The sequence below is a fragment of the Citrobacter sp. RHBSTW-00671 genome (assembly GCF_014103415.1).
Classification (GTDB): domain Bacteria; phylum Pseudomonadota; class Gammaproteobacteria; order Enterobacterales; family Enterobacteriaceae; genus Citrobacter.
On record NZ_JABXPR010000001.1, the window covers coordinates 778,755 to 794,173 of the forward strand.

15 protein-coding genes are annotated in these 15,419 nt (G+C 56.7%); 5 read left to right on the forward strand and 10 right to left on the reverse strand.

From position 1 onward, the window contains the following. The 5 genes from HV261_RS03680 (at nucleotide 1) to HV261_RS03700 (ending at nucleotide 6,813) form a co-directional block, all read left to right on the forward strand. The gene (locus tag HV261_RS03680) at nucleotides 1-315 is read left to right on the forward strand and encodes a putative quinol monooxygenase (protein WP_202037504.1); all 315 of its coding nucleotides are present in this window, start codon (nucleotides 1-3) and stop codon (nucleotides 313-315) included. Nucleotides 316-348: 33 nt separating this feature from the next. Next, nucleotides 349-1,515, forward strand: a complete 1,167-nt coding sequence (locus HV261_RS03685) for an iron-containing alcohol dehydrogenase (protein ID WP_202037505.1) — start codon at nucleotides 349-351, stop codon at nucleotides 1,513-1,515. Nucleotides 1,516-1,877: 362 nt separating this feature from the next. Further along, nucleotides 1,878-2,945 carry an HlyD family secretion protein gene (locus tag HV261_RS03690; RefSeq protein ID WP_202037506.1) on the forward strand — a complete coding sequence of 356 codons (1,068 nt, stop codon included), beginning with the start codon at nucleotides 1,878-1,880 and terminating at the stop codon, nucleotides 2,943-2,945. After that, nucleotides 2,942-5,689 (forward strand): ribosome-associated ATPase/putative transporter RbbA, encoded by a 2,748-nt coding sequence (rbbA, locus tag HV261_RS03695; RefSeq protein ID WP_202037507.1) that lies wholly within the window; start codon nucleotides 2,942-2,944, stop codon nucleotides 5,687-5,689. Before HV261_RS03690 ends, rbbA begins: the two co-directional genes overlap by 4 nt. Continuing rightward, a complete protein-coding gene (locus HV261_RS03700; RefSeq protein WP_137381997.1) occupies nucleotides 5,689-6,813 on the forward strand; it encodes an ABC transporter permease in 1,125 nt (374 codons plus the stop codon). The genes rbbA and HV261_RS03700 overlap by 1 nt, the downstream gene beginning before the upstream one ends. Before the next feature lie 83 nt (nucleotides 6,814-6,896). On the opposite strand, the gene nikR is transcribed toward HV261_RS03700, so the two are convergent. From nikR to HV261_RS03750, 10 genes are read right to left on the reverse strand one after another with little or no spacing between them, the layout of a single operon-like run. Further along, nucleotides 6,897-7,298: a nickel-responsive transcriptional regulator NikR gene (nikR, locus tag HV261_RS03705; RefSeq protein ID WP_005121550.1), complete on the reverse strand. Its 402-nt coding sequence runs from the start codon at nucleotides 7,296-7,298 to the stop codon at nucleotides 6,897-6,899. A 49-nt stretch (nucleotides 7,299-7,347) separates the two neighbouring features. Then, nucleotides 7,348-7,926, reverse strand: a complete 579-nt coding sequence (gene acpT / locus HV261_RS03710) for a 4'-phosphopantetheinyl transferase AcpT (RefSeq protein ID WP_137381996.1) — start codon at nucleotides 7,924-7,926, stop codon at nucleotides 7,348-7,350. Between the two features lies 1 nt (nucleotide 7,927). Continuing rightward, the gene (locus HV261_RS03715; RefSeq protein ID WP_048213607.1) at nucleotides 7,928-9,157 is read right to left on the reverse strand and encodes a beta-ketoacyl-ACP synthase; all 1,230 of its coding nucleotides are present in this window, start codon (nucleotides 9,155-9,157) and stop codon (nucleotides 7,928-7,930) included. Next, complete coding sequence (locus HV261_RS03720; RefSeq protein ID WP_202037508.1) at nucleotides 9,154-9,885, reverse strand: 3-ketoacyl-ACP reductase FabG2; 732 nt, start codon at nucleotides 9,883-9,885, stop codon at nucleotides 9,154-9,156. The genes HV261_RS03715 and HV261_RS03720 overlap by 4 nt, the downstream gene beginning before the upstream one ends. Continuing rightward, entirely contained in the window at nucleotides 9,882-10,358 is a 477-nt protein-coding gene (locus HV261_RS03725; RefSeq protein WP_202037509.1) for a hotdog family protein, read from the reverse strand. Before HV261_RS03725 ends, HV261_RS03720 begins: the two co-directional genes overlap by 4 nt. After that, a complete protein-coding gene (locus HV261_RS03730; RefSeq protein ID WP_202037510.1) occupies nucleotides 10,355-11,524 on the reverse strand; it encodes a beta-ketoacyl-[acyl-carrier-protein] synthase family protein in 1,170 nt (389 codons plus the stop codon). The genes HV261_RS03725 and HV261_RS03730 overlap by 4 nt, the downstream gene beginning before the upstream one ends. A gap of 1 nt (nucleotide 11,525) precedes the next feature. After that, nucleotides 11,526-12,110 (reverse strand): ApeN family LolB-like membrane protein, encoded by a 585-nt coding sequence (gene apeN, locus HV261_RS03735; protein ID WP_202037511.1) that lies wholly within the window; start codon nucleotides 12,108-12,110, stop codon nucleotides 11,526-11,528. Further along, nucleotides 12,107-14,425, reverse strand: coding sequence for an ApeM family transporter (gene apeM / locus HV261_RS03740; RefSeq protein WP_202037512.1), 2,319 nt, complete (start codon nucleotides 14,423-14,425; stop codon nucleotides 12,107-12,109). The genes apeN and apeM overlap by 4 nt, the downstream gene beginning before the upstream one ends. Further along, nucleotides 14,394-14,999, reverse strand: coding sequence for an ApeL family LolA-like protein (gene apeL, locus HV261_RS03745; protein ID WP_202037513.1), 606 nt, complete (start codon nucleotides 14,997-14,999; stop codon nucleotides 14,394-14,396). The genes apeM and apeL overlap by 32 nt, the downstream gene beginning before the upstream one ends. Continuing rightward, a complete protein-coding gene (locus HV261_RS03750; RefSeq protein ID WP_045448568.1) occupies nucleotides 14,996-15,418 on the reverse strand; it encodes an acyl-CoA thioesterase in 423 nt (140 codons plus the stop codon). The genes apeL and HV261_RS03750 overlap by 4 nt, the downstream gene beginning before the upstream one ends. Between the last annotated feature and the right edge of the window lies 1 nt (nucleotide 15,419).

A 15,419-nucleotide genomic window follows, 5' to 3' on the forward strand; every position in this document is an offset into this window, starting at 1 on the left:
ATGGAAAATACACAACTTCTTGTTATTGCACATTACTATTCTCGTCAGGGAATGGGGGACAAGGTCAATGAAGAGCTCAGACTGCTTGCCCAGGCCTCGCGTCAGGAGCCTGAAAACATCTCCTATGAGTTTTTCCGTTCCACGGAAGACGGCGATCGCTTTGTGATTATTGAGACTTATCGTTGCGCACAAGGTCTCGAAATTCATCGACAAACGGAGCATTTTCAACGTATTGGCGTTGGGATTATCAACCCGTTGCTTGAGCGTAAAGAGGTGAAAAGCTTTCTCACTCATGCCGATGCACCGCGTAGTTAAAAGCTGGCTATTTTTACGACCAGGAGTACATCAATGAACACTGTCATGAAGGATTTTACGTTTTCAACTGTACCGGAAATTATCGTCGAATGGGCGGGAGCATCACGAGCAGGGGAGATTATTCAGCCGCGATTTAGCGCACGTCGCGTGTTGTTGGTGACCGACCCCGGACTGGTCAAAGCAGGGATTCTGCCGCCTGTTTTGCATAGCCTGCAAGAAGCAGGGTTTCAGGTGACGGTCTATGATCGGGTCCAACCCGATCCGCAGGAACGTCTGGTCCGGGAAGCCTTACAGGTTGCTCGCGATGAGCATTGCGACATGGTCATTGGTCTGGGCGGCGGCTCCTCGCTGGATGTCGCGAAGCTGGTGGCCGTGTTAATCAACTCTGAGCAAGATCTGCAGGCGCTTTACGGTATTGGCAAAGTGTCCGGGCAGCGTCTGCCGCTGATTAACATCCCTACCACGGCAGGGACGGGGTCAGAAGTCACTAATATTTCGATTTTGACGACCAATGATGACAGCAAAATGGGGATTGTCGCACCACAGCTATATGGCGATTTGGTGCTGCTGGATGCACAATTGACGCTTGGACTTCCTCCGGTTCATACGGCGGCGGCCGGCATCGACGCGATGGTTCATGCCATTGAGGCTTATACCGGTAAACATAAGAAGAACCCCATTTCGGATGCGCTGGCACGGGAAGCATTACGCTTAATTAGTCGCCATCTGGTGACGGCCTGCCATGATGGCCACAATCGGGAAGCCAGAGAGAGTGTGTTGTTGGGGGCAATGCTGGCAGGTCAGGCTTTCGCCAACTCTCCCGTGGGGGCGGTGCATGCGTTGGCTTATCCATTGGGGGCTCGCCATCATATTCCACATGGTTTGTCGAATGCGCTGATGCTGATTCCGGTGCTGCAGTTTAATGCGCCAGTCGCTGCGCCATACTATGCCGAGCTGGCGGCTGTCATTGGCGAGGAGGTGTCGGGGAATATAGAGAAAGATGCCGCGATATTTATTGCTGCGATGGCACGCATTATTGCTGAATCTGGTGCACCGAAAAGGCTGCGCGATGTCGATATCCCTGCTGAAACGCTGGCGATATTGGCTCAGGATGCCATGCAGCAGACCCGTCTTCTGGATAACAATCCCGTTCCGCTCACGGCAGACGATGCGTTGCGGCTATACCAACACGCGTTTTAAACAGAACACTCGCCAGAAGCTTGTCCGGCGAGCGGATTGCCGGACACTGTTTTGGCCGATGACATCACGAGAACAACCGAATAGACATATCGAATCCAGGTGTTAGTATTCAATAGATAGCAGTTATGAGTATGCGTGTTTCATTTCCGGCCAGGAACGCTGATGATGACAACATTACTACCCGATTTCACAGCATTTTCGTCATTCACTTCCTTCGCGGTAAGCGTTGCCTTAACGCCTGTCCGCTCTTTGGCCATCGTTTTTCATTCCTTCTCATCCCGGATGGAATCTCTCACTGAATAGCGGTTCAGTGGGTTTTGTGACACGCATCGTTTGATAACAGGGATTACGGCGGGTCGAATATGGATAAGTTTAAGCGTCATTTGGTGTGGTGGGGGGCGGGCATCCTGGTGGTGGTGGCCGCGATAGCATGGTGGATGCTACGCCCTGCGGGGATACCTGAAGGGTTTGCAGCCAGCAATGGCCGAATTGAAGCCACTGAAGTGGATATCGCCACCAAAATTGCCGGACGTATTGATACGATCCTCGTGTCGGAAGGGCAGTTTGTCCGTCAGGGCGAGGTGCTGGCGAAAATGGATACCCGCGTGCTGCACGAGCAGCGACTGGAAGCGGTCGCGCAAATCAAAGAAGCGGAAAGTGCGGTGGCGGCGGCACGAGCGCTGCTGGAACAACGGCAAAGTGAAATGCGGGCTGCGCAGTCGGTAGTCAAACAGCGTGAAGCAGAGCTGCAGTCGGTTTCTAAACGCCACGTGCGCTCTCGTTCACTGTCCCAGCGTGGTGCGGTGTCTGAGCAACAACTGGATGACGACCGCGCCGCCGCTGAAAGTGCGCGTGCGGCGCTGGAATCGGCAAAGGCGCAGGTCTCTGCCGCGAAAGCGGCGATTGAAGCCGCCCGCACCAGTATCATCCAGGCGCAAACCCGCGTAGAGGCCGCGCAGGCTACCGAACGTCGTATTGCGGCTGATATTGATGACAGCGAGCTGAAAGCCCCGCGTGATGGTCGCGTACAGTATCGCGTAGCCGAACCGGGCGAAGTGCTGTCCGCTGGCGGTCGGGTGCTGAATATGGTCGATCTCAGCGATGTCTACATGACATTCTTCTTGCCGACCGAACAGGCTGGCCTGCTGAAGATTGGCGGTGAAGCGCGACTGGTGCTGGATGCCGCGCCGGATCTGCGTATTCCGGCGACCATCAGCTTTGTCGCCAGCGTCGCGCAGTTTACGCCGAAAACAGTTGAAACCAGTGATGAGCGGCTAAAACTGATGTTCCGCGTGAAAGCGCGTATCCCGCCGGAGCTGTTACAGCAGCACCTGGAGTACGTGAAAACCGGTCTGCCGGGCATGGCCTGGGTGCGCCTGGATGAAAGTCGCGCCTGGCCTGACTCCCTGGTGGTGAGGTTGCCGCAATGACGCATCTGGCGCTGGTTCCCGTTCCTCCCGTGGTGCACCTTGACGGCGTGAGTCAGCATTACGGGACAACGGTCGCGCTGAACAATATCACGCTGGATATCCCCGCCCGCTGTATGGTGGGCCTGATTGGCCCGGATGGCGTCGGAAAATCGAGCCTGCTGTCGCTTATTTCCGGTGCGCGGGTGATTGAACAGGGTAACGTGATGGTGCTGGGTGGCGACATGCGCGATCCGAAGCATCGTCGTGATGTCTGCCCGCGTATTGCCTGGATGCCGCAAGGACTGGGTAAAAACCTGTACCACACGCTGTCGGTGTATGAGAACGTCGATTTCTTTGCCCGCCTGTTTGGGCATGACAAAGCGGAGCGTGAGGCGCGGATTACCGAGCTGCTGAATAGCACCGGACTGGCACCGTTTCGCGACCGTCCTGCTGGGAAACTCTCGGGCGGGATGAAGCAAAAACTGGGGCTGTGCTGTGCGTTGATCCACGACCCGGAATTGCTCATTCTTGATGAACCCACCACGGGGGTCGACCCGCTGTCACGCGCCCAGTTCTGGGATCTGATTAACAGCATTCGCCAGCGGCAGACCAATATGAGCGTGCTGATCGCCACCGCCTATATGGAAGAAGCAGAGCGCTTTGACTGGCTGGTGGCGATGAACGCGGGTGAGGTATTAGCTACCGGCAGCGCGCAGCAGCTACGCGAAAAAACCAACAGCAACACGCTGGAGCAGGCGTTTATCGCGCTGTTACCTGAAGCCCAGCGCCAGGCGCATAAACCGGTGGTGATCCCGCCGTATCACGCTGAACAGGAAGAGATTGCCATCGAGGCGAAAGACCTGACCATGCGCTTCGGCAAGTTTGTCGCCGTTGACCACGTTAACTTTCGCATTCCCCGCGGGGAGATCTTCGGCTTTCTCGGCTCCAACGGCTGCGGTAAATCCACTACCATGAAAATGCTCACCGGGCTGCTGCCCGCAAGCGAGGGCGAGGCGTGGCTGTTTGGGCAAGCGGTTGACCCGAAAAATATCGATACCCGCCGTCGGGTGGGCTATATGTCGCAGGCATTTTCGCTCTACAGCGAACTGACCGTGCGGCAAAACCTTGAGCTTCATGCACGGTTGTTCCATATCCCCGAAGCGGAAATCTCAGGGCGCGTGCAAGAGATGAGCGAACGCTTTTCGCTGACCGATGTTGAAGACGTGCTGCCTGGCGCCTTACCGCTGGGGATTCGTCAACGCCTGTCGCTGGCCGTGGCGGTGATTCATCGCCCGGAAATGTTGATTCTCGACGAACCGACCTCCGGGGTCGATCCGGTGGCGAGGGACATGTTCTGGCAACTGATGGTCGATCTGTCGCGCCAGGATAAAGTCACCATTTTTATCTCTACCCACTTTATGAATGAGGCGGAGCGCTGCGACCGGATGTCGCTGATGCACGCCGGAAAAGTGCTCGCCAGCGGTACGCCGCAGGAGCTGGTGAAACAACGCGGCGCAGCCAACCTGGAAGAGGCGTTTATCTCCTGGCTACAGGAAGCCGCAGGCCCGGCACCGGAAGCTCAGTTACCGCCAGCCAATGTTCCGGTAGTGCATGAAAACAGTCAGCCGCCACGCCAGGGCTTTAGCCTGCGGCGCTTGTTCAGCTACAGCCGGCGTGAAGCGCTGGAGCTGCGGCGGGACCCGGTGCGTTCAACGCTGGCGCTGATGGGGACGGTGATTCTGATGCTGATCATGGGCTACGGCATCAGCATGGACGTGGAAAATCTGCGTTTCTCCGTACTCGACCGTGACCAGACCGTCAGCAGCCAGGCGTGGGCGCTGAATCTGGCGGGATCGCGCTATTTTATTGAGCAACCGCCGCTCACCAGTTATGACGAGCTGGACAAACGGATGCGTTCGGGCGAAGTCGCAGTAGCAATTGAAATTCCGCCAAATTTTGGTCGCGACATCGCGCGTGGAACGCCGGTGAAGATCGGCGTCTGGGTTGATGGCGCGATGCCGAGCCGGGCCGAAACGGTAAGGGGTTACGTACAGGCTATGCACCAGACCTGGCTGCAGGATGTAATGGCGCATCAGCCCAATGCCAGTGGTCAGAACGGGCTGATGACCATTGAGACGCGTTATCGCTACAACCCGGATGTGAAGAGCCTGCCGGCGATTGTTCCGGCGGTGATCCCACTGCTGTTGATGATGATCCCTTCCATGCTCAGCGCCCTCAGCGTAGTGCGTGAGAAAGAGCTGGGGTCGATTATCAACCTGTACGTTACGCCCACGACCCGCAGCGAGTTTTTACTCGGCAAACAGTTGCCGTACATCGTGCTGGGCATGCTGAACTTCCTGCTGCTGTGCGCGTTGTCGGTGTTTGTGTTCGGTGTGCCGCATAAGGGGAGTTTTTTAACCCTGACGCTGGCGGCGCTGCTGTACGTCACCATTGCTACCGGACTGGGGCTGTTAATCTCCACGTTTATGAAAAGCCAGATCGCCGCCATTTTTGGTACCGCGATTATCACGCTGATCCCGGCGACGCAGTTTTCCGGGATGATCGATCCGGTGGCTTCGCTGGAAGGGCCGGGCCGGTGGATTGGCGAAATCTACCCGACCAGTCATTTTCTGACCATTGCGCGTGGAACGTTCTCGAAAGCGTTGGATCTGATGGATCTGTGGCAGCTGTTTATCCCGCTGGCAATCGCCATTCCGGTGGTGATCGGTCTGAGCGTATTACTGCTGAAAAAACAGGAGGGGTGATGCGCCGATTACGCAATATTTATAATCTTGGTATCAAAGAGTTGCGCAGCCTGCTGGGTGACAAAGCGATGCTGACGCTGATTGTCTTCGCCTTCACGGTATCGGTTTACTCTTCTGCGACGGTGCTGCCTGGGTCGCTGCATCTGGCGCCGATTGCTATCGCGGATATGGACCAGTCGCAGTTGTCGAACCGCATTGTGAACAGCTTTTATCGCCCGTGGTTTTTACCGCCGGAGATGATCACCGCCGATGAAATGGATGCTGGTCTGGATGCCGGACGCTATACCTTTGCTGTGAATATTCCACCTGATTTTCAGCGCGATGTGCTGGCAGGACGACAGCCGGATATTCAGGTTAACGTGGATGCCACGCGAATGAGCCAGGCGTTTACCGGCAACAGTTATATCCAGAATATCATCAGTGGCGAAGTGAACAGCTTTGTGGCGCGTTACCGCGACAACACTGAGCCGCCGGTGGCGCTGGAAATGCGCATGCGCTTTAACCCTAATCTGGAACCTGCCCGTTTTGGCGCGGTGATGGCAATTATCAACAACATTACCATGCTGGCGATTGTGCTTACCGGATCGGCGCTGATCCGCGAACGTGAGCACGGGACGATAGAGCACCTGCTGGTGATGCCGGTGACACCGTTTGAAATTATGATGGCAAAAATCTGGTCGATGGGACTGGTGGTACTGGTCGTTTCCGGGTTGTCGCTGATGCTGATGGTGAAAGGGGTACTCGGCGTGCCGATTGAAGGCTCGATACCGCTATTTATGCTGGGTGTGGCGCTGAGCCTGTTTGCCACTACCTCGATCGGTATTTTTATGGGGACGCTGGCACGGTCGATGCCGCAACTGGGATTGCTGATGATTCTGGTGCTGTTGCCGTTACAGATGCTCTCAGGGGGCTCTACGCCGCGTGAAAGTATGCCGCAGGCCGTGCAGGACATCATGCTAACCATGCCGACCACCCACTTTGTCAGCCTGGCGCAGGCGATTCTTTATCGTGGGGCTGGGTTCAGTATCGTCTGGCCGCAGTTCCTGACGCTGCTGGCGATTGGCAGCGCGTTTTTCCTGATAGCGCTACTACGCTTTCGCAAGACGATTGGCACGATGGCGTAATCATCATTGCCGGGGGCGCTTCGCTTATCCGGCCTACGTAGGCCGGATAAGGCGCAGCCGCCATCCGGCAACGAAACGGGCAATTACTCTTCTTTCGGCAGGCACTGCAAATGGCCATGACGTACGCCGCGCTGGGAAATTACATCATCGGCAAAATGCTGCACATCGCCCATATCGCCTTTCAGCACGGCGATTTCCAGGCAGTCGTCATGGTTGATGTGAACGTGTAGCGTAGCGACCGACAAATCATGGTGATGGTGCTGCGTCGAAACAATGCGGCTGGCCAAATCACGCTTCTCATGTTCATAAACATACGAGAGTACCGCGAAACCCTGAGTGCCATGCTCCTGGGTCGTTTCCTGCGCCAGCGCACCGCGCAAAATATCGCGAATCGCTTCAGAGCGGTTGTTGTAACCACGGCGCTGGCTCAGGCTATCCAGCGTTTCCAGTAAATCGTCATCGAGAGTAATGGTGACTCGTTGCATCTGCAGTTAACCTTTCATGTCGCGCATCGGCGCACAGGGAATGCGGGAGTTACAGCCTCTGCACGGCGTCAGCTGTCAGGGTAAATGGCGTTGGCGTGCACACGGCCAGACTCAGGGTGTCGAGCTGGCACTGGCTAACGGAGAGCGAGGATGTCAGCGTAGTGCTATCGACGCTGACAATTTGCCAGGCGCTGCCGCCACGCTGCTTAACGATGGCTTCTTTGCGCGTCCAGATGCGCCAGAAAGCCGCCAGTTGGTGGTCCGGATGTTCCGCTTCGATTTCGGCATGTTCCCCAAGACTGAACACCGTATTCGCCAGCGTCTTCCAGTTTTCGCGCGGGCGCACGACTTCAATATCGCAGCCCACTTCCCCTTCGTCGCTAAGCAGCAGAGCAATGTCATCACCGCTGTGGCTAAGATTGAACCACAGCGGCGTGTCGGCCGAAAAGGCCGGTTTTCCTTGCTCGCCGTAGACGATATCAGGCAATGGCGAAAGGGCATGGGAAAGCAGCACGCGGCCCGCCAGCCAGCGTGCGCGGCGAGCACCCTGCGGTGCCAGCTCATAGAGCGCATGAGGCAGTACGCCGGTGCTTAAATCAGAAACTTTCCCTAGAACGATCCGGTACATATCACGGCCAACGTTTGATGATGATAGAAGTATTGATGCCGCCAAACGCAAAGTTATTGCTCTGCAAAAACTCGCAATCAATCTTGCGGGCTTCACCCATAATGTAATCCAGCGCGCCACAATTGGCATCTGGCTGACTCAAATTCAGCGTAGGCGCAAACCAGCCTTCACGCATCATTTGCAGACTCATCCAGGCCTCCAGTGCGCCACAAGCGCCAAGGGTATGCCCAAAATAGCTTTTAAGCGAGGATAGCGGCACATTATCACCATAAATTGCGGCAGTCGCCTGACTTTCTGCAATATCGCCACGATCGGTTGCGGTACCGTGCGCTGAAATATAGCCGATATCCCGGGCGCTAATACCGGCCATGCTCAGCGATTTTTCCATGCAAATCTGCATTGTTTCACGCTGTGGCTGGGTGATATGGGCAGCATCGCAGTTAGTGGCAAAGCCGACGATTTCACCGTAAATCGTTGCTCCGCGTGCTTTAGCGTGTTCCAACTCTTCCAGCACCAGCGTACCTGCGCCTTCCCCGATGACCAGGCCATCGCGTTTTTCATCGAATGGGGAGGGGGTGGTTTTCGGTTCGTCGTTGCGCTGGCTGGTGGCGAACAGCGTATCAAATACGGCGGCTTCGGAAGGGCACAGTTCTTCTGCACCGCCGGCAACCATCACCGTTTGATAGCCGTGACGGATGGCTTCCCATGCGTAACCAATGGCCTGGCTACCGGAGGTGCAGGCGCTGGATGTTGGGATGACTCGCCCACGCAGGCCGAAAAACAACCCGGTGTTAACAGCCGTGGTGTGCGGCATCATTTGCACGTAGGTCGTGCCGGTGATGTTATTGGTGTGCTTCTCGGTCAGCATGGTCGCGAATTCACTCACCGGCCCGGTGCTGCCAGTGGAGGAACCGTATGCTATTCCGGTTTCACCGTTGGTCAGTACCCGATCGCCAATCAGTCCGGCCTGTTCTAACGCCAGTTCTGAGGCGCGAGTGGACATCAGCGACACGCGACCCATGGCGCGAATGCGCTTGCGGGTATAGTGTTCCGGCAGCGTGAAGTTGTCGATTGGCGCGCCCAACAGCGTGTGCAGCCCGTCATAAACCTGCCACTCCGGCATTTTGCGTACCGCATTTTCATAGGCCAACAGCCTGGCGGAGACATCCTGCCAGTTTTCCCCAAAGGCGGTGACGCCGCCCATGCCTGTAATCACGACACGACGTGTCATAACATCCCTCCATTGATGGAAATCACCTGGCGAGTGACATAGCCCGCCACATCCGACATTAAATAGCTGGCAAGCCCGGCCACTTCTTCAGCCTGACCTATCCGTTTCATGGGGATCATCGACATTGCCTCTTTCAAGGCGGCTTCTTCCATCTCGATCATCCCGGTATCAATCAGTCCCGGTGCAATGCAGTTTACGGTAATTTTGCGTTTTGCCAGTTCGATGGCCAGCGCTTTGGTGGCGCCAATAATACCGGCTTTTGCTGCACTGTAATTAACCTGACCGCGGTTGCCCATCACGCCGGATACTGAAGACAATGTGATGATACGACCACCCTGGCGTGCGCTAATCATTGGCATCATGCACGGATGAATGACGTTGTAAAAGCTGTCGAGGTTGGTGTGGATCACCGCATCCCAGTCGTTATCGCTGAGCGCAGGGAAGGCGGCATCACGCGTCACACCAGCGTTGCTGACAATGCCGTACCATGCGCCGTTAACCTCAATATCGTGCTCCAGTACTTCACGGCACTGCTCGCGATTGGCAACGTCAAACGTCAACAGACGCCCTGCGCCGCCCGCGGCGAGGATAGCCTCCAGCGTGTCTTGTGCACCTTGCGCATCGCGATGGTAGTGCACGCCGACCACAAAGCCGTCTGCCGCCAGTTGTCTGGCGATGGCGCGACCGATACCTTTGCTGGCACCCGTAACTAAAACTGAACGACTCATGTGGACGCTCCTTGTTGAAATAGCGTGTTAATTTCTTCTGCTGTCGGCTGGAAGGTGTTGACGCGACCGGTTGCCAGCGTCTTGTTGTCTGCCTGAATGACGCATTCAAAGCTACCGAATCGTGCATCCTGCATCAGCAATTTGACATGGATGCTCAGCTTTTTCCCGGCAGGCAGAACACCCGCAGCACAGACTAACTCGCGTGCGCCCAGCACCATGCCTAACGCAATACTCGCCTGACCTTGCTGCTGGCGGTGCCAGCCAGACCAGACGCCAATGGTCTGTGCCATTAATTCCAGTGCGAACCAGCCGGGCAGATTGCCATCGGGGTCGAGGAACGGGGCCAGTACGCTGTTTGCCGATACCGTCACGTGGCAGGTGGCGGTTTCGTCCGCCACACTGACGACCTCTTCAAGGAGCAGCATCGGCGCATCATGCGGTAAATAATCGCCCGGTGATAAATAGTGGCTCATGAGATTCTCCCGAGCAGGATACTGGCATTATTACCGCCGAAGGCGAACGAGTTAGATAAGATTACCGGACGAGTCAGCGGCTGCGGCTGTTCAATGATGCCGCAGGGGGGCAATGTTTCATCGCGCGGTGACTGGCTAAAATCCTGCGCTGGCAGTGGCAGGTTGCGTTGCAGAATCAGCATACCGATCGCGGCTTCGGTGATCCCCGCAGCGCCCAGCGTGTGCCCGGTCAGGTGTTTGGTTGAACTGCATGGGACCGTGTCGCCAAATAGTGTGCTCACGACGTTGGACTCAATCTGATCGTTTAGCGGAGTGGCCGTTCCGTGCAGATTGATATAGCCCACGTGTTCCGGTGTCATTCCTGCGTCGTTAAGCGCCTGGCCTATGGCGCGAATGGCGCCTTCTCCCTGCGGGTGGGGAGCCGAAATATGGTAGGCATCGCTGGATTCGCCGACGCCCAGGAGCGCAATGGGCTGTGGCTCGCGGGTTAATATCATCAATGCGGCGCCTTCGCCGATGGTGATCCCATTGCGGTCGCGGCCAAACGGCTGACATCGCGTTGGGGAGAGTGATTCCAGACTGTGGAAACCGTTGATAGGCATCCGACTTAGCGTATCGGCACCGCCGACAATGGCAATATCCACCAAACCAGATTCGATTAAGCGGCGCCCGCTCATGATAGCCCGCGCACTGGACGAGCAGGCGGTTGAGAGCGTAAAGGCCGGGCCATCCAGCGCCAGCCAGTGGCTAAGAAAACGCGATGGATCGCCCAGTTCCTGCTGCGGGTAGCGCCAGTCGGTGCTCTCTTGGTCATTGAGCATCAGATCAACGTGAACGTCACCTTCATCCAGACCGGAGGTGCTGGTGCCGAGAACGACAGCAATACGATCGCGGCCAAACCGGGCGATAGCGTCGTCCACCTGCGGCTGGATTTGCGCCAGTGCGGCCAGCAGTAGCTGGTTATTGCGCGAACGATGAGCGCTAAATTGCTGAGGGATCGCGGGCAGTTCACCGTCTACGCCTGCTAATACGGCGGGTGGGTGTCCCTGCAGCCAGTTCGCGCGCGGACGCATTCCCGGCGCTATGCCACGCGTGAGATTGGCGGCGATTTCATCGGTGTTATTACCCAACGCGTTAATCATGCCAACGGCAGAAATGTAGATCATCTCAGTCACCCAGGTATTGAATGGTGATGTGGTATTTAAAAACGTGCTGCTCAATGCTGATCGGTTCGCGTTTTCCTTTTCGATTCAGATACGTGATTTCCGTGACCAGTTTGCCGCGGGCGTTGCGCAGCTCGCGCTTGTCGCCGATATCGGTGAGCGTCCAGCCCTCAGGCAGCTGCGGCTGCCAGGCGCTAATCGGCCAGTGGCTGAGCATCACGTCGGCGAGCACCTGGCTGGCTGGCGGCAGCTGCGGCACCACGATTGATTGTTCGGCATGCAGCCCTTTTTCATCGTAAGTGACGAGGAACAGGCGGATACCGACAGAAGAGAGGCCTGCCAGGGTGAGTTTTTTATCATCGGCGTTAAGCATCACCAGCAGCGACTGGGTTTTACCGTTAAAACTGCCGGTGAGGAGCTGCTGGGAACTGACCGCCGGAGAGATCCCCGGCGCGGGTAGCGTCACGCGTGCGCCCGGCTCCAGCCACGCCTGTGGTCGGCCTTCTTGTTCGGGCTGTGAGTGGCTGCATCCGGCCAGCATCAGCGTGGCGACCAGCGCAGCGGTGCGCCAGAATATCTGTTTAATCATCTTCTTTTTTTCTCTTTTTTCCCTGGCATCGCCAGCGGTGACAGCAGGAAGGCGGTGAAAATGCCGCTTACCAGCACAATGCCAAAACTGCTGATTGCCTGAGTGGCGCTAAAGACCAGCATGCCGAGCGTCAGGAGCGTGGTCATCATCGCCAGCGTGATAGCCAGTAGCGACGTCAGCGGCGTGCCGCGTGGATTACTGAAAAACAGCGTGTAGTTAATGCCAATTCCCAGTACCAACACCAATGCCAGCAGTGAGAACAAGTTGAGCGCATGACCACTCAGGGCCAGTACCGCCAGACCACAACCTAAAGACAACACGGAGGGGACCAGGCTAATTAAGCCCTTACGCCAGCCAAGTCGAATCACGGCGCCACAGGCAATTACCGCCAGCGCAACGCACAGCAAGCCGGTCAGAATATGGCGATAAAGGGCAAACAGATTGTCAAAGCTGCTCTTACGATCCACCCACGCCACGCCGGAATATTTCGTGCTGAGTGTGTTTAAAGCATCACTGTGTTTCACGCCTTCAACGGGAACCAGCACGCTGCTTTCGCCGTCCGCCAGCGACAGCCACAGCAAGCGCCAGCCTTCACTGGCCGGGCTGGAAAGCCAGGCATCGACGGTGACCGGCATAGCGCTAAGATCGGGTTTCACCGTTGCCAGTCCGGCGCTGTTTAAGGCCTTTGTGACGGCGGGTGCGGCATCTTTTAACAGGGTGAGATCCTGCTGCTGCCGGGTGAGCGAATTTAACGGAATGGTGCGATATCCGCTGAGTAATCCGTCTTTTTTTGCCTCTTCCAGCGCGGGAGTAAAGGCTTCCAGTCGCTCCAGCGTTTGCTGAGCGGATTTGCCGTACACGACAAACCACTTCTGGTCGACGCTTTGCCCGGTCAGGGCGGTAATCGCTTTTTCCTGAGCGAGAATGCCCTGCGGCAGTGCCTGTAACTGGGAGATATCATCGTCTACACGTAGCGTCGCCATACCTGCCAACGAGAACAATGCCAGCGCCACCGGCAGGCCAACGGATAATGTCTTATTCCGCCGCCAGGCGGCAAGCCAGCGTAGCATGAGTACCATTGCCGGAACCGGGCGCACCGGCAAGCGACGACACAACCATGGGTGCCAGAAAATGACCGTCAGGCACGAGGCACTCAGACCCACCGCCGCGAATACCGCCATCTGGCGAATACCGGGGAAGGGGGCCAGCATCATAATCAGATAAGCCGCCACGGTAGTGAGCAGTGCCAGCAGCAGGGCATTGCGTACTTTGGCAAGGCTTTGCCATGGCGATGTTTCTGCACCGTGCACCATTCGCTCGGTCAAATAGTAGAGCGTATAGTCGGCGGAAATACCGATGATGCTCATGCTCATCACCAGCGTCATCAGATGGAGCTCGCCAAAAATCAGCAGCGTGACGACGGTTCCCGCCAGCGCGCCAATACCAATTGAAATCAGGCACAGCAGCAGCGGGCGTAGCGAACGAAACACGGCCACGATGAGCAGGATCACCCCGATCACGGTCGCTATACCGAGGGTCGAGATATCCTGTTTCGCTTGCTGGCTGGCGTAATCGCTGTAGAACAGCGTCCCGCGAGACAGCAGTTGTGCCTGCGGATAGTGGGTTTTGAACTCACCTTCCTGCGTATTCAGCGTGGTGACCAATTGGTGCGTCTGTTGCATATCAAACGATGAGCCGGTCAGCTCACCATGCAACAGATACCAGTAGTTGCCTTGTTCGTCCTGCGTGACCAGCCAACCGTCCATCAGGCGTAAACGCTGCCCATTTTTAGCCATGGCCAACTGCGAGCCGCGCATCAGCATGAGAGGGTCGTTTTGTAGCTCTTTGCCGCTGACGCCGGAGAACGCCGAGTAAAGCTGGGACAGAATCCACTGGGCCTGCGCTTCGCCGCCGTTTTGCAGACGGGCGCGGGTGTCGTTATCTATCAGGCCGTTACGATGTTGCCAGAAGAAAGCCCCCCAGGCCTGCTGGCTGTTGGCATCCATCGGGCCTTTCACCTGGGCCAGCGCGTGCGATTTTTGCAGTAGCGCCAGCCAGTCGCGCGCCGCCGCCGGGTCCGGTTGTTTACCGGGGCTCACCAGCCAGACCAATTGCCGGTCAAGGCGCTGCATAAACCCCTCGTTCAGACTCGGCGGGATGGCCCCCAGCGTCTGCTTTGGCAACATGGCCAGCACGCTGCTGTTAAGCCGGGCCTGAGGTAGCAGCGTCAGCAGGACGCCAAGCAGAATCAGGCAGGCGGCCCCCCATAGCAGCGCGGGGCGTTTACTGGGCGGCAAAGCGTTGGCGTTCGTCATCGGTCAGTTGCGCTGGCGTGAGTTGGTGTTGGGAAAGCGCGATATCGGTACGATCGCCCTGCTTATCATTGAGCTGAATACTCTCCAGATAGGTCTTGCCGGCTAAATCAATCGTCGCAAAAATCTTATCCAGCGGGGTGGTGATTGGCGTCAGGCGCAGCGTCCAGCGACCGTCCCCTAAGTCTGCAAACGCCACGCGGAAGTTTTGTTCCAGCACCTTACGATCCGCCTGGAATAGCGCCCGTAGCAGATGGTTAAACTGGAACATTTGCGGGTTATTCTCCGCGGTGATGGTCTGCGGCGGTTGACCGTTAATCGCCTGAACCATCCGTTTGTCATCCAGTAGCAACTGCATCGGGAACGGCGCGGTTTGGTCCCATAACAGACCCTGGTCGCGGGCGATCAACATGTTGCCCTGAGATCGCAGCGGCTGCGGCAGATCCTTTATCGTCCGGGTTTGATCGAAGTGGGCGCGAACCACCGGTTGTTCGGTAAAACGCTGTTGCAGGGCGTCAAGCGTCAGAGCACTGACGAAAGGGCTGACGAGCAGCAGAAGCAATGGCCATAATTTCATGGTGTCACTCCCATCCGTTCAAACAGAATATCGGGGCTGACAAAGCACAGTTCACGGCTTTTTTCGTCGACGGCGACCTGGATGGTGTAGCCTGTTGTGGCGCGTTTCCCTGTTTCAGCATCAAAAATTTCGTAGCCGATACGCAGGCGATTTTCGAACTCTTTAATTTGAGCGCGTACACGGATACGCTGCTCGAAAGTCAGGGCATTGCGATACTTTACCCGCGTATCGACCACGGGCCACAGATAGCCAGATTCTTTCATCTGCCGATAACCGTAATCGAATTGGTTCAGCAGTGCCTCACGGGCAATCTCGAAATAGCGGAAGTAGTTGCCATGCCACGCTACACCCATCATATCGACGTCGTGAAACGGAATGGTCAGCTCGACTTCAGCCGTAAAGCGGGGATCGTTAAGCACC